Origin of the sequence: Pediococcus inopinatus, from assembly GCF_002982135.1 — a bacterium.
In the GTDB taxonomy this organism is placed as follows: domain Bacteria; phylum Bacillota; class Bacilli; order Lactobacillales; family Lactobacillaceae; genus Pediococcus; species Pediococcus inopinatus.
Genome location: NZ_CP019981.1, coordinates 1,503,470 through 1,527,801 on the forward strand (window position 1 = coordinate 1,503,470; position 24,332 = coordinate 1,527,801).

General features: G+C 39.7%; 23 protein-coding genes and 1 riboswitch. Of the genes, 4 read left to right on the top strand and 19 right to left on the bottom strand.

Annotated elements, in window-relative coordinates:
- Nucleotides 1-66: 66 nt before the first annotated feature.
- The 12 genes from lysS to pth all read right to left on the bottom strand — a co-directional run bounded on the left by lysS (nucleotide 67) and on the right by pth (nucleotide 15,268).
- Nucleotides 67-1,539 carry a lysine--tRNA ligase gene (gene lysS, locus PI20285_RS07655; protein ID WP_105782265.1) on the bottom strand — a complete coding sequence of 491 codons (1,473 nt, stop codon included), beginning with the start codon at nucleotides 1,537-1,539 and terminating at the stop codon, nucleotides 67-69.
- Between the two features lie 94 nt (nucleotides 1,540-1,633).
- Nucleotides 1,634-2,641, bottom strand: a complete 1,008-nt coding sequence (gene dusB, locus PI20285_RS07660) for a tRNA dihydrouridine synthase DusB (RefSeq protein WP_057774353.1) — start codon at nucleotides 2,639-2,641, stop codon at nucleotides 1,634-1,636.
- A 126-nt stretch (nucleotides 2,642-2,767) separates the two neighbouring features.
- Entirely contained in the window at nucleotides 2,768-3,652 is an 885-nt protein-coding gene (gene hslO / locus PI20285_RS07665) for an Hsp33 family molecular chaperone HslO (protein WP_057774351.1), read from the bottom strand.
- A 129-nt stretch (nucleotides 3,653-3,781) separates the two neighbouring features.
- Complete coding sequence (gene ftsH, locus PI20285_RS07670; RefSeq protein WP_057774348.1) at nucleotides 3,782-5,944, bottom strand: ATP-dependent zinc metalloprotease FtsH; 2,163 nt, start codon at nucleotides 5,942-5,944, stop codon at nucleotides 3,782-3,784.
- Between the two features lie 96 nt (nucleotides 5,945-6,040).
- Nucleotides 6,041-6,583, bottom strand: coding sequence for a hypoxanthine phosphoribosyltransferase (gene hpt, locus PI20285_RS07675; RefSeq protein ID WP_057774345.1), 543 nt, complete (start codon nucleotides 6,581-6,583; stop codon nucleotides 6,041-6,043).
- Nucleotides 6,583-7,980: a tRNA lysidine(34) synthetase TilS gene (gene tilS / locus PI20285_RS07680; protein ID WP_057774343.1), complete on the bottom strand. Its 1,398-nt coding sequence runs from the start codon at nucleotides 7,978-7,980 to the stop codon at nucleotides 6,583-6,585. Before tilS ends, hpt begins: the two co-directional genes overlap by 1 nt.
- 97 nt (nucleotides 7,981-8,077) lie before the next feature.
- Complete coding sequence (locus tag PI20285_RS07685) at nucleotides 8,078-8,557, bottom strand: S1 domain-containing RNA-binding protein (protein WP_057774341.1); 480 nt, start codon at nucleotides 8,555-8,557, stop codon at nucleotides 8,078-8,080.
- Between the two features lie 159 nt (nucleotides 8,558-8,716).
- A complete protein-coding gene (locus tag PI20285_RS07690; RefSeq protein ID WP_158694985.1) occupies nucleotides 8,717-9,076 on the bottom strand; it encodes an FtsB family cell division protein in 360 nt (119 codons plus the stop codon).
- Nucleotides 9,077-9,296: 220 nt separating this feature from the next.
- Nucleotides 9,297-9,566: an RNA-binding S4 domain-containing protein gene (locus tag PI20285_RS07695; RefSeq protein ID WP_057774335.1), complete on the bottom strand. Its 270-nt coding sequence runs from the start codon at nucleotides 9,564-9,566 to the stop codon at nucleotides 9,297-9,299.
- Nucleotides 9,567-9,574: 8 nt separating this feature from the next.
- Nucleotides 9,575-11,164, bottom strand: a complete 1,590-nt coding sequence (locus tag PI20285_RS07700) for a putative polysaccharide biosynthesis protein (protein WP_057774332.1) — start codon at nucleotides 11,162-11,164, stop codon at nucleotides 9,575-9,577.
- Nucleotides 11,165-11,184: 20 nt separating this feature from the next.
- On the bottom strand, nucleotides 11,185-14,691 hold the full coding sequence (mfd, locus tag PI20285_RS07705; protein ID WP_057774329.1) for a transcription-repair coupling factor: 3,507 nt from the start codon (nucleotides 14,689-14,691) through the stop codon (nucleotides 11,185-11,187).
- Nucleotides 14,692-14,710: 19 nt separating this feature from the next.
- Nucleotides 14,711-15,268 carry an aminoacyl-tRNA hydrolase gene (pth, locus tag PI20285_RS07710; protein WP_057774326.1) on the bottom strand — a complete coding sequence of 186 codons (558 nt, stop codon included), beginning with the start codon at nucleotides 15,266-15,268 and terminating at the stop codon, nucleotides 14,711-14,713.
- 291 nt (nucleotides 15,269-15,559) lie between these two features.
- On the opposite strand from pth, the gene PI20285_RS07715 reads away from it, so the two are divergent.
- The 3 genes from PI20285_RS07715 (at nucleotide 15,560) to cbpA (ending at nucleotide 18,870) form a co-directional block, all read left to right on the top strand.
- Nucleotides 15,560-16,522 carry an L-lactate dehydrogenase gene (locus PI20285_RS07715; protein ID WP_057774324.1) on the top strand — a complete coding sequence of 321 codons (963 nt, stop codon included), beginning with the start codon at nucleotides 15,560-15,562 and terminating at the stop codon, nucleotides 16,520-16,522.
- 185 nt (nucleotides 16,523-16,707) lie between these two features.
- Complete coding sequence (locus PI20285_RS07720) at nucleotides 16,708-18,099, top strand: L,D-transpeptidase family protein (protein ID WP_057774322.1); 1,392 nt, start codon at nucleotides 16,708-16,710, stop codon at nucleotides 18,097-18,099.
- A gap of 123 nt (nucleotides 18,100-18,222) precedes the next feature.
- Nucleotides 18,223-18,870, top strand: coding sequence for a cyclic di-AMP binding protein CbpA (gene cbpA / locus PI20285_RS07725; protein WP_057774319.1), 648 nt, complete (start codon nucleotides 18,223-18,225; stop codon nucleotides 18,868-18,870).
- Nucleotides 18,871-18,917: 47 nt separating this feature from the next.
- Here cbpA and PI20285_RS07730 read toward each other — a convergent pair whose 3' ends face one another.
- On the bottom strand, nucleotides 18,918-19,427 hold the full coding sequence (locus PI20285_RS07730; RefSeq protein WP_057774316.1) for a QueT transporter family protein: 510 nt from the start codon (nucleotides 19,425-19,427) through the stop codon (nucleotides 18,918-18,920).
- A 7-nt stretch (nucleotides 19,428-19,434) separates the two neighbouring features.
- Nucleotides 19,435-19,479, bottom strand: a riboswitch (PreQ1 riboswitch).
- Nucleotides 19,480-19,521: 42 nt separating this feature from the next.
- On the opposite strand from PI20285_RS07730, the gene PI20285_RS07735 reads away from it, so the two are divergent.
- Nucleotides 19,522-20,010, top strand: coding sequence for a GNAT family N-acetyltransferase (locus tag PI20285_RS07735; RefSeq protein WP_057774314.1), 489 nt, complete (start codon nucleotides 19,522-19,524; stop codon nucleotides 20,008-20,010).
- On the opposite strand, the gene PI20285_RS07740 is transcribed toward PI20285_RS07735, so the two are convergent.
- The 6 genes from PI20285_RS07740 to PI20285_RS07765 all read right to left on the bottom strand — a co-directional run bounded on the left by PI20285_RS07740 (nucleotide 20,007) and on the right by PI20285_RS07765 (nucleotide 24,220).
- Nucleotides 20,007-20,372, bottom strand: coding sequence for a DUF488 domain-containing protein (locus PI20285_RS07740; protein ID WP_057774359.1), 366 nt, complete (start codon nucleotides 20,370-20,372; stop codon nucleotides 20,007-20,009). The two genes, PI20285_RS07735 and PI20285_RS07740, sit on opposite strands and share 4 nt — an antisense overlap.
- A gap of 82 nt (nucleotides 20,373-20,454) precedes the next feature.
- Nucleotides 20,455-20,826: a type II toxin-antitoxin system PemK/MazF family toxin gene (locus PI20285_RS07745; RefSeq protein WP_057774311.1), complete on the bottom strand. Its 372-nt coding sequence runs from the start codon at nucleotides 20,824-20,826 to the stop codon at nucleotides 20,455-20,457.
- An 18-nt stretch (nucleotides 20,827-20,844) separates the two neighbouring features.
- The gene (locus tag PI20285_RS07750; protein ID WP_057774308.1) at nucleotides 20,845-21,105 is read right to left on the bottom strand and encodes a hypothetical protein; all 261 of its coding nucleotides are present in this window, start codon (nucleotides 21,103-21,105) and stop codon (nucleotides 20,845-20,847) included.
- Between the two features lie 74 nt (nucleotides 21,106-21,179).
- Nucleotides 21,180-22,307 carry an alanine racemase gene (alr, locus tag PI20285_RS07755; protein WP_057774305.1) on the bottom strand — a complete coding sequence of 376 codons (1,128 nt, stop codon included), beginning with the start codon at nucleotides 22,305-22,307 and terminating at the stop codon, nucleotides 21,180-21,182.
- Nucleotides 22,308-22,315: 8 nt separating this feature from the next.
- Entirely contained in the window at nucleotides 22,316-22,675 is a 360-nt protein-coding gene (acpS, locus tag PI20285_RS07760; RefSeq protein WP_057774302.1) for a holo-ACP synthase, read from the bottom strand.
- Between the two features lie 255 nt (nucleotides 22,676-22,930).
- The gene (locus PI20285_RS07765) at nucleotides 22,931-24,220 is read right to left on the bottom strand and encodes an ISL3 family transposase (protein ID WP_245080566.1); all 1,290 of its coding nucleotides are present in this window, start codon (nucleotides 24,218-24,220) and stop codon (nucleotides 22,931-22,933) included.
- Between the last annotated feature and the right edge of the window lie 112 nt (nucleotides 24,221-24,332).

The window sequence follows — 24,332 nt, forward strand, 5'->3', positions numbered from 1 at the left end:
ATATTACTATCTGCAAAACAAAAAAATAAACTATTTGCAAAAAAATGCAAATAGTTTATTTTATCTCTATTTATCTGGACGCATTGTTGGGAATAATAACACATCACGAATTGAAGGTGCATCTGTTAAAAGCATAACTAACCGATCAATTCCAATTCCAAGTCCACCAGTTGGCGGCATTCCGTATTCCAAAGCTTCGATAAAGTCTTCATCAATACCTTCGGCTTCATCATTTCCTTGCTCACGTTCAGCAACTTGTGCTTCAAAACGTTCACGCTGGTCAATCGGATCGTTTAACTCGGTAAAGGCATTAGCAAATTCATTACCCTTGATGTAGAGCTCAAAACGATCTGTGAATCGAGCATCGTCAGGGTTTTTCTTAGCCAAAGGGGAAATTTCTACTGGATGACCATAAATAAAGACCGGTTGCGTTAATTTATCTTGAACTAACTGTTCGAAGAATTCATTAATGATATGACCAACTTGCCACCATTCTTCATAGTGAATCTTATGTTCATCAGCTAATTTGCGAGCATCTTCCAAATACATCTTGGGCCAGAAATCAACCCCAGTATACTTTTTAATTGCATCAACCATGTGCATGCGATCAAAATCTTTGCCTAGATCTAGATCAGTTCCCTGATAAGTGATTTTACCATCTGGCGAAACTGCTTTAACGGCTGCTTTAAAGATTCCTTCTGTTTCGTTCATCACATCATGAAAATCAAAATAAGCAGTATAAGTTTCTAGCATTGTGAACTCAGGATTATGACGCGTATCCATCCCTTCATTCCGGAAAACACGGCCAATTTCATAGACTCGTTCCATTCCGCCGACAATCAGTCGTTTTAAATGAAGCTCCAAAGCAATTCGGAGATACAGGTCAATATCTAACGCATTATGATGGGTAACAAATGGACGTGCATTTGCACCACCGGCTTGACCATGCAAAACTGGTGTCTCAACTTCGGAATAATCCAAGTTGTCCAAGTATTTACGAACTGCACTAATAATCTTGGTTCTTTTGATGAAGCGTGCAAAACTATCATCATTAGAAATAAGATCCAAATAGCGTTGACGATAAATTTGTTCCACGTTTTGCAAACCGTGATATTTATCAGGAAGTGGACGTAGGGCCTTTGTAAGAAAAGTTAAGTCTGTTGCCTTAACCGTTAATTCTCCCATATCCGTTTTCATCACTTGTCCAGTAATACCGATAAAGTCACCTAAATCAGCTTGTTTAAAAAGTGCATATTCATCTTCACCAACCGTATCTTTACGTACGTAAATCTGCATCGTACCTTTGCGATCTTTAAGATCTGCAAAGCCTACTTTGCCTTTACCACGTTTAGACATCATTCTTCCGGCAATCGTTGCCTGAACATTCTTTTCCTCTAACTCTTCTTTATCTAGATCACTGTATTGTTCATGAAGTTGATTAGTTAAATGGGTCCGTTTAAATGCATGTCCAAAAGGATCAATCCCCTTATCACGTAAATCCTGCATTTTCTGGCGCCGAACTTTCAACTGATCGTTCATATCTTGCTCTTTTTGTGCCACTTAAAAATCCTCCTCTACCATTAGTCTCACGTATCTATGATGCCTATTTTGCACCAAAAAAGCAAGTGGATAATCACCTTGCCATTTGTTGACGTTTAATTTCTCGCTCTTGTTGCTTCTCTGCAAACTGGTCAAAGATGTCATCCATCTCTTTCTCAGATTCCGCATTATTCAACGCAACCTTAGTTCTTGCAGAATGGGAAATTCCCTTAAGGTAGTATGCAGCCTGCGTTCTAAATTCCCGAGGGCCAACATAATCGCCTTTTAGCTCTACCAAACCATGTAAATGTTCCTTCGCAATTCTGATCTTTTCGGCTGGTTCTGGCTCGTCCACCAGTTCACCAGTTTCAAGATACTTGGAAACTCGGTTCAGCATCCAAGGATTTCCTAAAACTGCCCGACCGATCATCACTGCCGTCGAACCAACTTCGTCCAACATCCGTTTTGCATCTTCAGCAGTCCGGACATCCCCATTTCCCATAAATGGAATTGTGAGTTGATCTGAAACTTCTTTTAAAATGTTCCAGTCGGCGTGTCCTGTATACATTTGTTTTCGTGTTCGACCGTGCATAGCTAATGCCGAAGCACCGGCACGCTCTGCAGCCAATGCATTCTCAACCGCAAAAATATGATCGGAATCCCAGCCAGTTCTCATCTTAACAGTCACTGGCTTCTTAACAGCGTCTGTTACATAAGAAACCATCTCATAAACTTTGTTGGGATCTAGAAGCCAACGTGCGCCAGCTTCTGTTTTGACAACTTTATTGACGGGACAACCCATATTAATATCAATAATATCGGCTTCAGTATGCTGATCCACAAACTTAGCAGCTTCTACCAAAGTTTCTTTAGTGCCCCCAAAAATTTGAATACTCATTGGATGCTCATGAGGATCCACATTCATCATACTCAAAGTTTTCTTATTTTTATACATGATTCCTCGATCAGAAATCATTTCACAAACAACTAGTCCTGCGCCAAATTTTTTACAAATTAGACGAAAGGCAGAATTTGTTACACCGGCCATCGGTGCCACAACAAGCTGATTGGGAATTGTTACATCACCAATTTGCCATTCCATATTTTTCACCTCATAAAAAGTGGTCTAAGTTACGTTAATTAAATCAGTTCATTGGGATACAATCTCTCGTTTACTGACATCATGAGATTTATCATAGCACACAACTGATATCCTACCAAACAAAACTCAATTCTGAGCTTGAAGTAAAATAGTTTTCAGTTCAGTTTCGTCAAATTGATATTTGTTTCCGCAAAAACGACAATTAACTTCTGCACCATGGTCCTCTTGAATCATCGTTTCAATTTCTTTGGCAGGCAAACTTGCCATTGCAGCTGCAAACCGTTCTTTGGAACAATCGCAGACAAAAGAAACGGGCATTTTATCCAAAACTTTTATTTTGTCATCACTAAATAACAACTTCAAAATATCTTCAGGTGTTTTTCCTTGTCTCAATAAATCTGACACAAGGGGTAAATTGGATAAGGTGGTTTGTAACCGATTGATGGCCTCATCACTTGCCCCGGGCATCACTTGAATCATGAATCCTCCAGCAACTTCAACACTCTCATCTGGATTCACAAAAACAGATACTCCAACTGAAGATGGAATTTGTTCTGATTGGGCCAAGTAATACGTGAAATCATCACCGATTTCACCGGAAGCCAATCCAACGTTACCAGTAAATGGATCCTTTAAACCCATATCCTTAGTAACCGATAATGTTCCTTGATTACCAACAGCCTTGCCCACATCGATATGATGCTGCTTGTTCAACGGTAATGAGACATGCGGATGCTGTAGATATCCTTTCACCGTCCCATTAGCATTGCCGTCAACGATAATTCCGCCAACCGGGCCGCCACCATTAATTCTAACGGTCATTTTATCGTCGCCCTTTAGTAACGATCCAGCTAACATGATCGTACCCACTAGTGAGCGACCTAGCGCAGCGGTGGCAGCACTCCATGTATCGTGCCGCTTTTGAGCTTCTTGAACCAGATTGGTGCCATTAATCACATAGGCCCGAAACATCCCATCGTTAATGATACTTTTTATTAAATAATCTTTCATGTTTTCTCCTCAGCTTTTCTTTTCACCGTCTTATATTTTCACACATTTTGTTGTCGAAACCAACCCAATGATACAAAAAACAGTAAACTTTGGAATTTGTCCAAAAGTTTACTGTTCTATAGTTTGAATTTAAAGATTTGTGTCATCATCTGAATGATCATCTTGTGAATCCTTTGAAGAATCACCAGAATTTTGATCGTGAGAACTTGGCAAACGATGATCACTGCCAGATGCATCCGAATCATGTTCACTTGGTGTATTCAGAGTTGTATCTGAATCATCCTTGTTATCATCATCCGCATGACGTTCAGCTTCTTTACGCTCTAATTCACGTTTGGATTCTTCGAATGTAGCAGCTTTTTCACTTGGAAAATCAGATGCTGCCCCACTTTCAGGCATCTTTCCGGTCTTAAACAAGCTTAAAATTTGCTTTTCATCCAAAGTTTCATACTTCAACAAGGCTTCAGCAATGATCTTATGCTGTTCACGATGTGAAGCAATGATATCTAATGCAGTCTGATGGCCTTCATCAGTAAGCCGACGAATTTCATCATCGATGACACCGGCCGTCTTTTCAGAATAAGCAGGACCGTTTTCGCCATAGTATGATTGTCCAGGTGCTGACAACTCAACTTGACCAATCTTGTCGCTCATCCCGTACTGAGTAACCATTGCTCGAGCGATTCCAGTGGCTTGTTCAAAGTCATTAGAAGCGCCAGAAGATTTAGAATTAAAAATCGTCTCTTCAGCAGCACGACCACCCATTAAACCAGCAATCTGCTCCATGGCGTCTTTTTTAGACATCAAGTTTTGATCTTCACGAGGAAGCATGATGGCATAACCGCCAGCACGACCTCGAGGGACAATTGTAACTTTATGAACAACTCGAGCGTCATTCAAAACTAACCCAACAATTGTATGACCGGCTTCATGATAAGCCACCGTCTTACGTTCAACAGGACTAACAACAGCATTCTTCTTGGCTGGACCAGCAATAACTCGATCTTCAGCTTCATCCAAATCAGAAGCATCAATAACCTTCTTATTACGGCGTGCCGCAAGTAATGCAGCTTCATTTAGCAAGTTTTCAAGATCTGCACCAACAAACCCTGGAGTCTGTTTTGCGATCTCATTTAAATCGACATCTTTATCTAAAGGCTTGTTTTTAGCATGAACTTTCAAAATTGCTTCACGGCCACGAACATCTGGACGACCAACTAAGATCTTTCGATCAAATCGGCCAGGACGGAGTAAGGCTGGATCTAAGACATCAGAACGGTTAGTAGCCGCCATGACAATCACACCTTCATTACCCGTGAATCCATCCATTTCAACCAGCAATTGGTTCAAAGTTTGTTCACGTTCATCATGGCCACCGCCAACGCCACTACCACGTTGACGACCAACCGCATCAATTTCATCAATGAAAATGATCGAAGGTGAATTCTTTTTAGCTTGATCAAATAAGTCACGTACTCGACTAGCACCAACTCCGACAAACATTTCAACGAAGTCTGAACCAGAAATTGAGTAAAACGGTACACCAGCTTCACCAGCAACTGCTTTTGCTAATAAAGTTTTACCAGTACCAGGAGGCCCCTCCAAAAGGACACCAGCCGGTATGCGGGCACCTAACGAAGAAAACTTACGAGGATCCTTCAAGAACTCAACAACTTCAACTAGTTCTTGCTTTTCTTCTTCTTCACCAGCAACATCAGAGAAACGAACTTTATTGGCTTTTTTATCAGCCGGTTTAACCTTTGACTTACCAAAGTTCATAACACCTTTGCTACCGCCACCGCCACCTTGGCCGGCCTGGCTCATCATCATATAGAAGAAGACGATAAAGATAAGAAGTGGTAACCCAGTGATTAATAACTGTACCCAGAAGCTATTAGAAGCTTCTGGTTTTGTGTTCATTTTAACATTTTCCTTTTGTGCGGCTCGCGTAATTTGTGCAGTCGTAGAATCATTCTGCAAAACTGTTGTAGTAAAACTATCTACTTTTGTACTCGAACTTGACGCTGGGAATAAACCAGATTGTGTAGAACCCTTTTGTGCAGTACGATACTTACCGGTAATTTTATAAACCCCGTTCGTAGGTTGCACGTCAAAGCTCTTAACTTTATTCTTTTGCAATTGCGACACAAAATCGCTCGACGAAATCGTCTTGGTTTGTGTAGAAGTGCCTTGTCCAGTGAAGAAATAAATAATTCCTACAATAGCCAAGAAAATAACGATATAAAACAAACTGTTTTTTAAAAGTCCGTTGTTATTCCCTTTTTTATTCATTTGAATCCTCCTTGATAACGGTTTTACGAATGGAGAGCAATCCTCTGCTTTACCTTCGATAGATAGATAATATCACACTTGACCAATTTTGACCAATTATTTATCCAGATAAATTTTAGGCTTCAAAACACCGACGTATGGCAGGTTACGATACTCACCTTTATAATCGAGACCGTAGCCGACAACAAATTCATCAGGAACTTCAAAACCAACATAATCTGCTTTAACTTCCAAAACCCGTCCGGTTGGCTTATCTAATAAAGTACAAACTCGAACGCTTTTAGCATGGCGCTGTTTTAAAAGATCAATAATATACTTCAAAGTTCTTCCAGTATCGACAATGTCTTCAATAATCAAAACATCACGATCGGCAACATCTTGGGTGATATCTGTCACTAGCCGAACTTTTCCAGAAGACGCTGTACCGCCGTTATAGCTGGAAACATCAATAAAGGCTAACTGCGTGTACACATCCATTTGGCGCAAAACATCTGTGGTAATGAAAACAGCTCCGGACAACACACTAACTACAACTGGCGTTTTGTCCTGATAGTCGTTTGTTATTTCTTTTCCCAACCGTTCACATGCTGTGGCAATCTCTTCTTGACTATACAGAATGCGCTCAATATCATTATTCATCAATTCAATTCCTCCAGATTATTTGTTTTCCAGATTATAAAGTACGGTTTCTGCTGATCATCAAATGGCTCTTTCAGCCAACTTTTGCGAATCCCCAATAACCAAATTGGTTGGTGATTAGCATCCACTAGGACTGGCCAACTCTCTCGTTGTGCGATTGGCACTTTAGCATCCAGCAATACGCGCCGAACAACTTTATGTCCGCCAGCCTTCAAACGCAGATTCTCATCTGGTGACGATTTTTCAACGCTAAAAGGCTCTTCAATTTGATTTTCACTTAATTTCATGACTTGACTAGTATCCAGCAAGTCTTGGGATAGTTCATCTGCTTCAAACACACCCACCATACCGTACCCGGAAATTTCATGCCATTGATTTAATTTTAACATAGAATCCGGCGTTTCAAGGCTTTTTTTCTGCAATTCGTTTGCCGGATAAAATCCAAATTGTTGATAGTTCTTCATAAATACTAACTGATGGGAAATCTGAATGTTCCCCGTTGGCTTCTGCTTATTATGTAAGAGTTGTAAAATCTCGTGCCGTTGTGCATCCGTCAGCTGTCCTGCACCCAATTTTTTTGTAGCAATCTCTTGTAAAACTAAATCTTGCCACTCCAGACTGAATTTCAAAAAAAGGGTTGTCTTAAATCCGTCTTTTTCAATTAATTGTTGCACAAGTTCTTGCGCACGTTGCCTGGTAGCCCGCATTAAAATTTGGAGCTGGTTTTCATAGTTTTGAATATGCGCCAAAAGCTGTGGATTTTCTTGTTTGAGTCTTGGCACAATCTCTTGTCGCATGCGATTTCTCGCGAGATTTTGATCCGTATTGGTTTGATCTTCATACCACTTTACATGATTTAAAGTTGCAAATTCCCGAATCTGAATTTTTGAAAAATTTAGGAGCGGGCGTTGAATTTGCGTCTGCTCAGTTAATTGGCGTGCGCCAATCCCTTTTAGTTGTTGTAAGGAGCCCCCACGCACTAATTTCAGCAAAAACGTTTCAGCTTGATCATCTGCATGATGGGCCGTAAACAGGAATCGTGCCCCTGTTTGGTCGGCAATGCGCGTAAAAAAATTGTACCGTACTTTGCGAGCCGCATTTTCAATCCCTGTTTTGGGATGTTTAGCTACCGGCCAAACTTCGATTTCTAATTTTAGGTGATGTTCTTTTGCGTAAGCTTCAATAAAAGCTTGCTCTTCTTCGCTTTGCTTCCTCAACTTATGGTTCACATGAGCAATCACAATTTGGGGCCGTTTTGAACGGGGAAGGTTCTCTAACAAAGTAAGAAGTACCATTGAATCCACACCTGTAGAAACTCCCACAACAACCGTTGTTTTCGGAGTTAGCTCGTAATCACGAATGACTAAATTGAATTTATTTGATAACTGACCTTTCAATGTGCACTCACCTTCTACCCTTTTAAAAAAAGCCCGACCAAAACGACAGTTTTGCATCGGACCTCATATTCTATTTTGTTATATAGGACAAACCTTTTTAGCTACGACGACCACCACGGCCACCACGTTTGCCTTCAGTATTGTGTTTTAAGGTTGTCAGACGTACTTCACTGTCCTTCAGAAATCCAGACAACAATGAGTCAAAATCTTTTGGTTCTTCATGATGACTATTATTGCTATGTCCCTGATAATGAGAGCTTGGTTTTGAAGAATGATGTGAACTAGTGGTATGTCCAGCATGATTTGAATGCGTCGAATTACTATGCTGCTCTTGTGCCGGTTGTTCCTCAGCTTTACGAATTGATAACCCTATTTTTCCATCATCGCCGACCGTTAGCACTTTTACTGTGACCGTATCACCTACAGTTAAAACATCATGAATATCCTTCACAAATCCATTGGAAACTTCACTGATGTGGACTAATCCAGTTTTATGATCACCCAAATCAATAAACGCACCAAAATTAGTGATTCCCGAAACCTTGCCAGATACTTTTGACCCAACTTCAATTGCCATAAAAAAGTACTTCCTCCTTAGACTATGTGTAATTAGTATAGCACCACATACAGTTGAGTGCGAGTAAATCATAGGTGTGCTTTTACAATAAAAGAGACCAATTTGAACTTGAAGTAATCGGCTTCAATAAAATTAGTCTCTTTTTAAAATTTCTTAACGCTAGTTTTGACTTACATCTGAAGAATGATCAGAAGGTAAACTGTAAATAATTTCACCAGCCTTGCTGTAATAATACTTCTCTCTAAGTAGTTTTTGTAAATAATTATCGTTATTTAGTTGTTTAACCTGAGTATTTAGGGTTTCATTTTGGCTCTTGGCCGATGCGTAACTTTTCTTACTTGTTTGAATCTGTTGATCGACTGCCGACCTTTGATAATGCGTATGTATAAGCTGAAAAGAAAAAATCCCAACAAAAACAATAAAAATTCCCATAATAATATAGAAGCGATGCAGGCGAGCAGTACGAATGTTACTTATTTTTTCAGTAGCTGTTGTGCTATGTTTTTTTGTATTATTCATATTACTTACCATTTTATAACCCCACTTCTAAAATTTCACCATCTCTACCTGCAATTATAACAAGGTCCCATGAGCCTGTCCATGGCTTTGCAGCAAAGAATTCATTAATTTTTGTAAGTGGTTTCTTAAACACTAAAAAAAGGTCAGCTTACCAACAAAGTGGAAAGCTGACCCCAAATAATTCAATTCTACAGGTAACTGTGGGAATTTTTTTAATTTTTTATTTTCGATAATCTTTTTCGTAATCTTCTGCCAAAATTGTAAACATGCGCTCGGCATCATCCTTTTTAGTCGTTTCCAGGAGTTCATCCACTCGTATGGTGAGGGTTTTATTCCCGAATTTGATTACTAATTTGTCATCGACCACGACATTAGATGATGATTTTGCTACCCGATCATTAATCGTGATTCGTCCTTGATCTGCAATTTCTTTGGCAATTGAACGCCGTTTAATAATTCTAGAGATTTTTAAAAATTTATCTAATCGCATCTTTTTCCTCATTTCTTGTTATCTAATATTTTTTTGAGTAATTTTTTCCCATAGGGGATCGTTAGCCATTCTCGAATGGTAAACAATCGCAATCCAATCGCTACGCCACTAAAAGTTAAACCGCCTAATAAAACAACCACCACAATCATGATTCCTAATTCTATGCGTCCCGAGTTAAAAAAAAGTGATAGTAGCACCATTTTACTCCAATTCACCACAAGTACCATACTTCCGCTTGCAAGGATCAACTTTCCGAAAAAGCCGATATCCAGTCTGAGATTGCCTTTTAAGGAATCTGAGCTACCAAGTTGCATGAACACTAAAATCACAGCTAAGCTCAAAATGGTTACCAAGCTTGCACCATTGATCCCATATTGCTGTACAGCAACTCTATTTAATAAAAGTTTGACACCCAAACCGACAAAGAAAGCTACAATAGCTGGTTTGAACACATTCACACTTTGAAGAACGCTATTATATGTGGCAATTAAAGCGGCCAAAACGATGGCCACCACATAAATCATAATTGCTGACGTTCCCTCGGTATTTCCAAATAACAAGCGGTTAATCTGGGGCATTAAGGTCATCATCCCTACCGTTGCAGCCACCGAAATTGCCAAACTAATGTGTAACATTGATTGGACAGTTCGTTTAAACTCATAACGATTATGTTTTTGTACCGCTTTGGTTAGCGACGGCAGTAAAGTTGTTGAAAATGAAGTTGCCACCACTAATCCTAATTGAACTAAGGGTTGCCCTCGATCATAAATTCCTTTTAAAGATTTAGCTGCCTTGTTAGAAACTCCGCTCGCAACTAACCCATTCTTAACAGTAAAGGAATCAATTAATTGCAATAAAATGATAATTGCTGCAAATAAACAGATTGTGCCACCTTCAATTAAAAACCGCTTGCTTAATTTCTTATAACTAGCAATCGGCCCCGTTTGCGTCGGTAGTGGCCCAAATATTTTCTTTTTAAACAATCGTAAAAAATATAGTGTGCTCACAATGGCAGCCACAACGGCTCCGGACATTGCCCAGGTTCCCATCCGGTAAACATTCCAGTCCTGATTAACAGCTGTATATGCCACGCCAATAATAATTACTACCCGAACAACTTGTTCCATCACTTGTGATCGCGCCGTTGGAATCATTTGAAAGATTCCCTGATAATAACCCCGACCAACTGCCAAAAAGGGCATAAAAATAAACATCAGTGAAACGCAGCGGATAAGAGGTGTCAACCCAACATCCCCCATACCATGAGCAATTTCTGGGGCAAAACTTAATAATGAAACAACAATCACCAATGAAATGACACTTAGGATAACAAACGCTTTTTGAGCAACTTTGATTTTTTGACTTTCAGTCTCTTGTTCTGCAACTAATTTGGACACAAAGACAGGAAAGCCACTCAAGGCAAACGTAATCCCAATCCCATAGATGGGATAAATTTGTTGATAAACGTAAAATCCGGTGTTGCCCACTAAGTTTTGAAGTGGAATTCGATAAATAGCGCTTAAAACTTTAGCAACTAATGACGCGAGGGTTAAAATAAACGCTCCTTGCATCGCATTTTTCATCTTGTTATTTTGCACGGGAGTGCCCTCCTATTCAGCTACGCCACTTTTTTGATCAACGCTTCAACAAACTCTTTTAATTGCTTTAACCAATCTTTTTCTTCCATTTTTGGCTGAATCACTAACTTAATCTGCATTTTCCCACCGTCGACATTCACCATAGCTTTCAACTTGGTTGCAGACAAGGCTTCAAAAATATCAGCTTGTTGTAATTTTCCAGTCGCTCGAGGAGAGAGCGTGACTTGAATTGCATCTTCATGTCGCTGAATTTTTTCTATTAACGCTTCATCGGCCAACATCTTAATTTGGCCAATGGCAAGGAGGTTAGTAACCTCTACTGGATATTCTCCAAATCGGTCAATTAAATCTTCTTGGATTTCAACATACTGATCTTGATTTTCAATTTGCCGAATACGTTTATACAGTTCAATCTTTTGCCGTTGATCTTCAATGTACGTGCTTGGTAAATAAGCTTCAACACCCAATTCAACTTCTGCATCAGTTGTGACTTTGGCTTTTTTACCTTGTTTTTGATTTACCGCATCTGTCAACATCTGCGTATATAAATCATACCCAACTGAATCGATAAATCCATGTTGTTGCTTGCCGAGTAAGTTTCCAGCACCACGAATGGATAAATCACGCATAGCAATTTTAAAACCTGAACCAAGTTCCGTAAAATCTTTGATAGCTTCCAAACGTTTCTCACTAACTTCGGTCAACACCTTATTAGGTTTGTACGTAAAGTAGGCATACGCCACCCGGCTACTTCGCCCAATGCGTCCTCTCAACTGGTACAGCTGAGACAAGCCCATGTGATCAGCGTTTTCAACGAACAAGGTGTTCACATTAGGTATATCTACACCAGTTTCAATGATCGTTGTGGTCACTAACACATCGTATTCTCCTTGGACAAAGTCATACAAAACGTCTTCCATTTGTTTTTCAGACATTTGCCCATGAATGTACGTCACACTGGCTTCCGGCACTAGCGCTTCGACCTGGCTTACCGTCTCTTCAATATCTTCCACCCGGTTATGCAAATAAAAAACCTGTCCACCTCGTTGCAGCTCGCGGTGAATCCCATCGCGAATTGCACCAGCGTTTTCTTCCATTACATAAGTCTGAATTGGATAACGGTTGGTTGGTGGTGTTTCAATCACGGACAAATCACGGACACCAATCATCGACATGTTAAGGGTCCGCGGAATTGGCGTTGCCGTTAAAGTCAAAACATCAACTTGGGACTTAAGGCTCTTAATTTTTTCCTTATGTTTCACACCAAATCGTTGCTCTTCATCAATAATCAGTAATCCTAAATCTTGAAACTTCACATCCTTGGACAATAACCGATGAGTTCCCACCACAATATCAACCGTGCCATTTTGTAAACCAGCTAAAGTTTCTTTTATTTGTGGTTTCGTCCGGAATCGGGACAATACTCCGGCTGAGACCGGATAACCACTAAATCGATTGATCATGGTTTCATAATGTTGTTGCGCCAAAATGGTTGTGGGCACTAAAAAGGCAACTTGTTTTCCATCTTCAATTGCTTTAAATGCCGCCCGCAAAGCAACTTCCGTTTTACCGTAACCGACATCCCCAACTAATAAGCGATCCATCGGTTTTGCCCGTTCCATATCTCGTTTAATTTCCGTGACACTGCGCAATTGATCAGGAGTCTCGGTGTACGCGAAATCGTCTTCAAACTGGCGCTGGTAATCGTCATCTTTTGAAAAGGCGAATCCTTTTTCTGCTTCTCGTTGGGCATACAGATCCACCAACTCGTCAGCAATATCTTCAATTTTTGCAGCTACTTTACGTTTTGTTTTGGCCCAGTCGCTTCCGCCAAGCTTGCTTAATCTAGGATGCTTTCCTTCAGAAGCAACGTATTTTTGAACTAAATTTAGTTGTGTAACCGGAATAAATAGTTTCCCACTGCCGGCATATTGAATGGTGATATAGTCTTGATGGACGCCATCTACAAACATTGTGGTCATGCCAGTGTAGCGGCCAATTCCGTGATTCACATGCACAACGAAGTCTCCGGGCTTTAGTTCCGTGTAACTCTTAAGTCGTTGCGCGTTTTCCATTTTTTGCCGCTTAGGCCGTTTTTTAGGAATTTTCGCAAATAATTCATGCTCTGTAATCACAACTAAATTAGCATCAGGATATTCGAAACCACTCGTTAGTTGTCCTTGGATGATGGTAACGGCTCTTGGTTGAACCTCTTGATCACGTGCGACAACCGCTGAAATTTCAAAATCTCTAAGCGTTGAACTAACTTTATCCAGGCGATCCTTTTTTTGAATAAGGACCACGATGGTCTGGGCTTGTTTTTGCCAACGGTCCATTTCGGTTTTTAAAACCGGCATTTGCCCATAAAACTCTTGCATTGCGCGTGTTCTAAGATCTACCAACTGGTCTAGTCTTAATCTTCCAAGACCCTTTTGGAATAGCGATAATAAAATCTGTGGCTGTTCATGCTCCTTCATTAACTTACGAACTTCAAACCCAAATTTTTCCGTTGAGATCACTTGATGTTTTTTTAATTTATCAGCAACCCACTCGGCATCGTCATCTTGAAGATCACGTTCGGCTTCTAGGATTCGAGAATAGTCATCAAAAACAAGCACACCAGAATCGTCCATATAATCCAGTAGGCCATCTTTTTTATCATAAAGATAATCCGCAAGGACAATATCTTCAGGTTGCACATTTCGGTCTTGCCAGCGGGCCAAAATATTCTCCGCCTGGGTCTCTAACATCTGAATGTCATTATCGGTTTTTAAACGCTTTTTTTCTTTTTCAACCGCCTTTTGATAATTTTCAATCCCTTTTTGTAGCATCGCTTTTGTCACAATAAAGTCGGTGGCCGGCAAAATGGTCACCGTCTCAATATTTTTCACACTACGTTGGTTTTCTGAATCAAAATAGCGTAAAGAATCAACTTCCGTATCAAAAAAATCAATTCGCACTGGATAGTCGGCGTTTAGCGGATAAATATCAACAATTGACCCACGCACCGCAAAGTCTCCTGGGCGCACAACCATTTCTTCCCGCACAAATCCCATATCAACCAATTGATCTTCAAGATCGGTCAGCTCAAATTCTTTGCCAACCTTCACTTCAAGAACAGCCTGTTGCATAATCTTTTTTTGAGGGAGGAACCGGCGCAATCCCGAAACAGAGGTCACATAAACTCCCGGTTCATTGGCAATCAGCGCGTGTAAAAATTCGGTTCGTTGCCCACGATAAATTGGCGCACTAGTTGCCGCTGAGGCCGCTAAAGTTTCCTCGACCGGAAATAAATGAACTTGTGCGTCATCAAGGATATTCTGTAAATCATCAGTTAATTGCTGAGCGTGATACAAATTATCTGAAATTGTTAAAATTGGCGCTTCTTTGGCGCTAAGTAACTCACTTAGCAAAAGCGTTTTTGCGGACCCAACTAGTCCTGTAACCAATTGACGACTATTCGGAATTGTAGCAGTCAGAACCTGTTGAACTTCTTGACTTTGGGCAAAGAAATTCTGAATGTTCATAATAGTCTCCTTTTAGGCCTTAATTATATTTGTTCATTAAATCTGCAATCGACATGCCGTTTACCCAGTCTTCTAAGCCGCTAATACTGTGATCAACACTTTCATCAAACAAGGGTTGCTGGGTAGCCGTAAATTTGCTCAGCACATAATTCACAACCGTTGTTTTTTGGGGATGATCTGTCCCAACTTTTAGGCGATCAAAATCTTGAGTCTTTAAATGAGCAATTAAACTTTTTATACCATTATGGCCGCCAGCTGCTCCTTTTTTCCGAAACCGAATTTTACCGACTGGCAAATCCATATCATCGTAAACAACAATCAAATCAGCAATGTCGATTTTATAATAATCTAGTAAAGGCCGAACAGCTCTTCCAGAGTCATTCATATAAGTTGAAGGTTTAACTAATAAAACTTTTTCTCCATTAATGACTGTAGTTGCAAGGCTCGCTTCCATTTGATGTTTAGAAAAGGGTGCCTGGTGAATCCGGGCAAACTCGTCCACAACCATAAACCCAGTATTATGTCGTGTGCCATCATATTTTGTGCCAATATTTCCCAAACCAACAATCATTTTCATTTTGTATTTACTCTCCCATTATTTTTGCCTGAAACATGCAAAATGGCCGAACAGAATTAATCTGTTCAGCTTTCCGTTTAACAATTACTCAATTGTAGCATATTCCCCTATCCGTTGCAGTTTTGGCTTCTTAATATCAGTTAAAAATTCCAAAATAAATTTTTAAATCTAAAAATTAAAACCCAATCAATTCTCAATGTTTTTATAAAAATTTGAATTAGGCAATGCGAAGTTAAAGGGTAACGTGGTATACTGGTAGCTGAAATCATAAATTGAAAGGATGTTACTATATTGTCTAATACACCAAATCATCAAAAAGTTGTTTTAGTCGGCGACGGCGCTGTTGGTTCTAGTTTTGCATTTGCTATGGCTCAACAAGGAATTGCCGAAGAATTTGTCATTGTGGATGTAATTAAGGATCGTACTCAAGGAGATGCACTTGACCTTGAAGATGCAACCCCATTTACTTCACCAAAGAAGATCTATTCTGGCGAATACTCAGATTGCAAGGATGCTGACTTAGTTGTTATCACAGCCGGCGCACCTCAAAAACCTGGCGAAACTCGTTTAGACCTTGTAAACAAGAACTTGAAGATCTTATCAACAATCGTTAAACCAGTTGTTGACTCAGGTTTCGATGGTATTTTCTTGGTTGCTGCTAACCCAGTTGATATCTTAACTTACGCTACATGGAAATTCTCAGGATTCCCTAAGGAAAAGGTTATCGGCTCAGGAATTTCATTGGATACCGCTCGTTTACGTGTGGCTCTTGGTAAGAAATTCGATGTTTCACCTGCTTCCGTTGATGCTTACATCTTAGGCGAACATGGTGATTCCGAATTTGCTGGTTACTCAGCTGCTACAATCGGTACAAAACCATTGCTTGAAATTGCTAAAGAAGAAGGCGTTACAGCCGACGATCTTGCTAAAATTGAAGACGATGTTCGTAACAAAGCTTACGAAATCATCAACAAAAAAGGCGCAACATTCTATGGTGTTGCAACTGCTTTAACACGGATCTCAAAAGCAATCTTACGTGATGAAAATGCTGTTCTCCCTGTTGGTGCTTACATGGACGGCCAATATGATGGTTTGAAAGACATTTACATCGGTACACCAGCTGTTATTAATGGTTCTGGTTTGGTACGTGTTATCGAATCACCATTAAACGCTGATGAAAAACAAAAGATGGCAGATTCTGCTAAGACTTTGAAACAAGTTTTGACAGATGGTTTGGCTAACTTAGAGAAATAAAGTTAGACTTAACATTAAATCCGAAAATAGACAATTCGCGAAGTTTCTTTTAGCGAATTGTCTATTTTTTTGTTTCCAAAAAATTTCAGTTGAGAGCTTTGGCAGTTTAAAATAGCTATTGCGGTCTTATCACTTTTTTGGTATCTCGAGTTATGTATGTATAAATTAGAAATGAGGAGAATAGAATGAGACATCAAGCAAAACATTCATGGCGTTTTCTTGGCCTTTTCGTTGTTTTATTGGCCATCATTTATGGCATTGGCAGTTACCACTTCGCCAGCAATGATCGTTTCCTACCAAACACCAAGATTGCGAGCGTCAATGTAGGAAATAAAACGACCAAGCAAGCAACTACGCTAATCACTAGCAAGCTGACCAACCGGGAATTTTCCATTACCCAAAACGGTAAGACTTTAACCAGTTTTAACACAAATCAAACGGGACTCAAGTTTCAATCTCCTTCCCTAAAGTCAGCCTTAAAGAACCAAAATAGTTGGGCTTGGCCCCTCCACCTTGTAGGTAGAGTGGAAGCCAGCAAAACAACAAAGTTTACCAGCACGACTACAAATAGCAGCGAGTTTAATAAATTGGTTGCAACCGAAGCTGCTAAACTAAATCAGAATCGAACGGCTGCCAAACCGGCCACGCTTAAATTGCGTAACGGTAAGGTAACCACCACAAAAGCCACTCAAGGTAACCAAATTGACGCAACCAAGTTAGCAGCCAGCCTCAAAAAGGCTCTCAATAATGGAAAAACTAGCCTAAATCTTAACTCCACAGTCTACAAGACTGAACCAACTAGTTCTTCAACCAAAGCTGCTAGCGATGCTAAGTTGGCTCAGGCAATCGCTAACGAAAAGGCAGTATATCACATTGGTGGTTATACGGTTACGATTCCCAAAACCGAACTTGCAAAATGGATCACCTATAACAATAATCAGGTTTCTCTGAATCAATCGCTTGTAAAAGCATATGTCACAAAACTTGATAATAAATACAAAACTTATGGAAAAACAAAAACATTTAAGAGTACGCTTCGGGGGACTGTGAAAGTCAGTGGTGGTCTCTTTGGCTGGAGTATCAAGCTAGACGATGAAACAGCTGCCCTCACAAAAGAAATTCTCAAGGGTAAGAATTTTGAACGGACACCTGTGATTCAAGGAACTGGCTATAACACTAAGAAACAGATTATCGGAAATACCTATGTTGAAGTTGATAAAACCAATCAAAAAATGTTTATCTACGTTGACGGCAAACTCAAACTAAAAACAAACGTTGTAACAGGCTTGCCACCAAAGCAAACTACCACAACCGGTGTTTGGTCCGTTTGGGCGAAGAAACGAAATGCCACTCTAAGAGGTAACGAACTCGACGGCTCATCGTATGCATCTAAAGTTAGCTACTGGATGCCAATTGATGATACCGGAATTGGGATTCACGATGCCTCATGGCAACCAACCTTTGGGGGAACCTGGTATAAAACTCATGGTTCAAATGGCTGTATTAATACACCCCCATCTGTGATGCCAAAAGTTTATAAACTCGTTGCACTGGGAACGCCAGTCATCGTCTTTTAATTGAATAACTACAAAGAATGCGATAGATTAATGAGAGTTCTCATTATTTTATCGCACTCTTTTTGAAAACATGCTATTATTAAGTTTGTGAAGACTACTTTTATTCAGTTGGAGGGATGTTATATGCTCTTAAAATCACTTGTTAAACCAAAGGAACGTTTAACCACCGTGCGTGAAGACGCGATTTTGGAAGAAGCATTAAAAATTCTTGAGGATTCTGGCTTTCGTTGTGTACCTATCTTAGATGAAACAGGTCAGTTATTCCGCGGAAACATTTACAAAATGCACATTTATCGTCATAAATCACGAGGTGGTGATATGAGCCTTCCCGTGACAACCTTATTAAAAAATGCTACGAAATTTATTTCCGTTAACTCAGCATTTTTTAACGTTTTCTTCTCTATTAAAGATTTACCATATATTACTGTTTTAGATGATAACAATCATTTTTACGGTATTTTGACCCATGCGCGACTATTAGACATGTTATCTCAATCATGGAACGTAAATGTCGGTAGTTACGTCTTGACCGTAGTTTCTATTGGTGAACGTGGCGACTTAGCCTCAATGGCTAAAATCATCACTAAATATACGTCAATCTCCAGTGTAATGTCATTGGACGCTCAGGGTGGTGAGCTGGTTCATCGGACTCTCTTTACGCTCCCTTCTGATGTTGGTAAGAAGAAGCTCGATCGGATCGTGGATAATCTTGAACGTAAAGAATTCCGAGTCCCTGAAATTGAAGATTTACAATCCTATGATCATATCTAAGGGTTTAAAAAAACGATCGCCAGTTAAAGGCCATCGTTTTTTTGCGCTTATTTATCCTCAATCCGTTGACTAAAATGCACGAATTTATCTAGATAATACATAATTGGAGCTGTAATGGTCATGATGATGAGCTCTGAAACAGCCGTTGTAAAGTAAGTCCACCAAAACGGTAGGTTTAGTGTCAGCTTTAACTCCAACGCGACTAAGCACATCGAAACCGTGAATAAGATAGTATTTAAAGCCATCTTTTGCCAAGTCTTTGGTAATTTGGGGCTCACATACGCCACAATCAACAAAGCTAGTAATGTTTGGCCTGTTCCAAAAATCACATTTGGAATTGAATTTCCGGGACCAAATGCATTAAACAACAATACTCCTGCCACGATTCCCCAAATATATTTCTTGTTAAAGACTACTAAATGATTCAAGCCTTCAGAAATCCGAAATTGAATTGCATTAGAAGCCAATCCAAAAACACCAACTAGTAGCGATAAAACAATATACAATGCAGCTACCATCGCATTGATAATCCAGGATTTCGTTTGATGATTACTCAATATAAATACCTCCTTAGTTTTTTTGTGTGGGATAATTGCGAACCACGAACCTTTTTATGATATCATAAAATCATCACTAAATCAGGAGGCTCCTATGAAAAACGCACTGATGATCCGGCCATTTTGTCAATCTGATGCCGAATCACTTTATAAAATTGAAAACAAAATTTGGAATTCAAATAATACCCCCGTTGTAATTGACTATCCAACTCCTCAAAGTTATTTGCAGGATCATTCCAGTGAAAATACCATTGTGGCGCTCGTTAATGACCTGCCAGTTGGTTCGATTGAATATCATCCTGCCACTTCAAAACCCGCATCCAAATATACCTGGACTTTCGGAATCGGCGTATCACCAGACTATCAATCAGATGGTATTGGTAGTCAATTACTGGAGCATTTCAAAAAGTTTGCCCAGAAATCTGGCGTTCATAAAATCCATCTCAGAGCGTTAGGAACTAATCCTGGTGCAATCCATTTTTATCAAAAACATGGTTTTGAAACAGAGGGAATCCTAAAAGACGAATTTTTCATTAATGGTATTTTTGTAGCTGACTACCAAATGGCTTATTTTTTCGACTAAACCTGAAATTTTTCTTCAATGTAGGCCTTTAACACGATTGCTTGGTTGTGCGTTTCATCTTTAGCCCCATAAAGAAAAATAACGTCTTGAGTTTTCAGTTGTTCCTTGATCTTATCCAGAAATCCCCTAGTAAATTCGGAACTGTTGAGTTCCGCTACATATTTTTTTGTGAATTCAGTAAACTTTTCGGGATCATGTCCGAACCATTTCCTCAGGTCGGTACTTGGTCCTATTTCTTTTGCCCACCAATCTAACTGAGCGTTAACTTTAGAAATTCCTCTTGGCCACAGCCGATCTACCAGCACCCGATAGCCACCTAAATATGCCGGTTTGGTATAAATTCTTTCCAACTTGATTTGCATCATCAAATTCCTCCAAAAGAAAAAGGCAACCACCGACTAATCGGCGCTGCCCTTTTCTTATTATGTGCTATTTCAACAATTCCTATGTATGTTGAACGTTTTCGGCTAGTCCGACACTAACCTTTAAGGCTGCATCTACCTCTAGCATTTTGCTGGTGGTCAATTGTCCGACTTGATCCTTAAGCCGTTGTTTATCAATTGTCCGAATCTGTTCCAGCAAAATAACTGAATTTCGTTCAACGCCTGTCTCTGCAGCTGTAATTCCAACATGAGTTGGCATTTTTGGTTTTTGTATTTTAGCAGTAATAGCTGCCACAATCACAGTAGGACTATAGTGATTACCGATATTGTTTTGAACAATTAGAACAGGGCGCAAGCCACCCTGTTCAGACCCAACTACAGGAGACAAGTCAGCATAAAAAATGTCGCCACGTTTAACGTTGGCTTCACTCATTACGTTTGTCACCCCTATTTAATTTCTCAAAAATTCGTTAGAACACTCGTCATCACAAGCTTGAAAATCTTGTACAATCTGCTCATTCAAATTAGCCATCGTTGCATAGCCTTCAATTAGCTGTTGAATAAGATCAAATTGGTGATTTGTAAAATAACTTTTTACCATTTCATCGGAAACTTCATCCTGACTCACACCAAATAAATCACAATAAGCTTGTAAGTGACTCACTGTTACATCATTATTAGTTACAACCATTTTTTGCAGATTATTTTCCATGATCAAAACTCCCGTCTTTATCCGTGAATTACCATTACTATATCACGTTTTGATGGTAAATGGTAACAAATTTGTTAAGATTTTTGATTATGAAGATAGATTCGTGGAATTCGTGCAGAAAATCCACACACAATCTCATAACTAATGGTATGGGCAGCTTCCGCAACTTCTTCCATTTTAATTTCTTGATCTCCACTTTTACCAACTAACACAACCTTGCTACCCACCGCATATTCACGGGGCAACTGAATCATCAGTTGATCCATACAAACCCGGCCAACAATTTCACAGAATTGACCATCAACCAGAACATGGAACCCTTGCAGATTGCGTGGATAGCCATCAGCATATCCGATCGGAACTGTGCCAATCCATTCATCTTCTTGGGCGGTGTAAGTAGCACCATATCCAACTGACCGGCCTTTTTTTAACCGCTTAGTAAACACTAGCTCCGAACTGACAGCCATCGCTGGTTTTAATACGTAAGGTGACGGAATCGCTTCTCCAGATGGGTTTAGCCCATAAAGCGCAATCCCAAACCGAATCATATTGCCTTCGCAAACCTGATGCCATAGACTCGTCGCAGAATTAGCCACATGCACATAACGTGGGCGCTTAGGGACAACGGACATAAACTCGTTGAACCGTGAAAGTTGCAGTTTGAAATAGCGGTCGTCTAACTCATCAGCCGTTGAAAAATGGGTAAAGATTCCTTCAAACAAAAGCTGCTCTGAATGTGCCTGTAGATAATCAATTGCGGGTTTTAATTCGTCTCGATCTTGAAAGCCGATTCTGCCCATTCCCGTGTCCAATGCTAGATGAACCCGGAGCGGCTGATCACTTTGCAAAGCTTTTGTTGCCTCTTCAAGCCAGGTCAAACTGCCCACAGCTACTGATATTTTATTATCAGCTAATAGCTGGGCATATTGTGGCTCCACAATTCCTAATATCAAAATCGGTTGTGAAAATCCGGCTGATCTCAATTCCAATGCTTCATCTAAAATAGCGACACAAAAACCTGTCGCACCAGCTTCTACTACAAAGCGAGCAACTTCAATCAAGCCATGCCCATAACCATTGGCCTTGATTACCGCAAATAAGTCGTTACCTTGATACAGACGTTTTATTTCGTGATGAATATTTTCGCGAATGGCTTGTGCGTCCACTTCAATAATTGTTGGTCGGTGTGTGCCTGCATTCATAAGAACGATTATCCTTCCTTTTCTAAGATTACCTGAGTCATTACATATTGTTTTGTATGCGTAATGGAAACATGCGCAATGCCATTAAAGGGTTGTTGAGTTACTCTAGGACGTCCAGAAGGTTCATCCAGAATCTCAATATCTTGAAAACCAACCCCGGAACCAAGGCCCGTACCAAAAGCTTTACTGTATGATTCCTTGGCTGAAAAACGACCTGCCAAAAATTCATGGGCACGAACACCAGAATATTTTTGATAAATTTTTTGTTCTTTGGGTGTTAATACACGTTTGGCAAATTTGGGGTGCTGCGTCTGAACTTTTGTCACACGGTCAATTTCAGTTAGGTCAATTCCCGTTCCATAGATCATAGGCTCATCTCCAAGATAAAGTTTACTACATGTTAACAGAAAACTTTCCATCCACAAAAGTTTTCATTCTTCCGTAATATTAAACCTTTTTAAGTGTAAGGCGGAAACCATAGAAAGTAAAACTCATCTTTCTCAAAATAAGATGAGTTTTTTTCATTTTGACCTTTTAGATTATAGCAAAAAAGAGGGTCTCTGTCAAATCGTATTGGTGGAGATTTTGAACGGCACATTCACTTCGGTGAATGTGCTTTTTGTTTACTCATGAATTAAACTAATCCGGATAAAGAAGTTGTCAATATTTCGAAAACCAAAACAGTTACGCTTTAATGCCTTGATTTTACGATTAAGTCCTTCAATTGGACCGTTGGAAAATGGATAACGACAACTGTTTAGAAGGGCTGAACCATTTTTGATAAACGTGTTGATCGTTATGTCCATTTGATTACTAGTGGGTTGGTAGTTAGTAAGTAAGGATTGGAACGCATTAGCATCCTTTTGGTGTATGGCACTTAAGATACCTTGATAGGTTTGATACACAGATCTAAATCTGGGAAAAGCGTCTAGAGCTAAATCAATGGCGTTTTGTTGCGTCATATACTCGTTAATTCCGCGTAAATAAACAGCCTTAGAATCATTAACTTTTATTTCATCAAGATGAAATAAACGCCATTGAGATTTTAAAATATGATAAATTCGTGAATGCTTATCTTGGATAGTACGAATGGTCTGCGTGCGTTCATTATCTAAGGCACGCCCAGCCAGTTGAATAATATGGAAACGATCGATAATCGTGGCCGCATTGGGAAATAAGCGATGAATGAAGCTGCCATATTCAGCATTCATGTCAATCGTCACTGATTGAACTTGGGCACGTTCTTGAACCGAAAAACGAGCTTCAAAGTAGTCAATGATATCTTTACTTAGCCGATCTTTTAAAGTAACAATTCGGCGATGACTAACGGCATCGCAACAATTAAAGGACATCCAGTGATTACAGGAACGAAATTCATCAAAGCAAAGATTCTCTGGGAGATGTTTAACACGATAGGCTAAGTGAATATTGGCATTTAGGATTCGTTGAACACTGCTTGGCGAAATTCCACAAAGTTTAGCAATTTCTTTACTCGTCAACATATCGCGTGCCAAAACGATCACTTGATGTTTGATATTATGTGTGAAAGTTTCGTTACGATTAACCAACTTAGTTTTAGCACCACAGGTTTTTGAACAATCTTTACATTGGTATCTTTGACGTTTTAAATGCATTTCGTAACGACCACCGGATAAGGTTCCTAAACGCAGGTGACTCATGTGAGTTCCGTTTTTAATTAAGCTTTTATGGCCACAATGTGGGCACTTTAAAAGTTGATAAGACAAAGTTGCATGGACGACATGAATACGTTGGTTTGTGGAACACCGTTCTTTAGAAATACCAGTGACAATTAAGTTTGGGTCTGTTATTTCGAATAAGCATAAGATAGGATTAGTTAGGGACATCTGAATTTCCTCTTTTCGATTTGTTTTGGCGATTAAATCGTAGCACAAAGAGGACAGATGTCCTTTTTTATTTTTCTGATTTTCAAAACAGACAAAAAACCGGTATTAGTTATTCACCAATACCAGAAAGTGTAGACCCAAAAAAGACGATTACCAAACA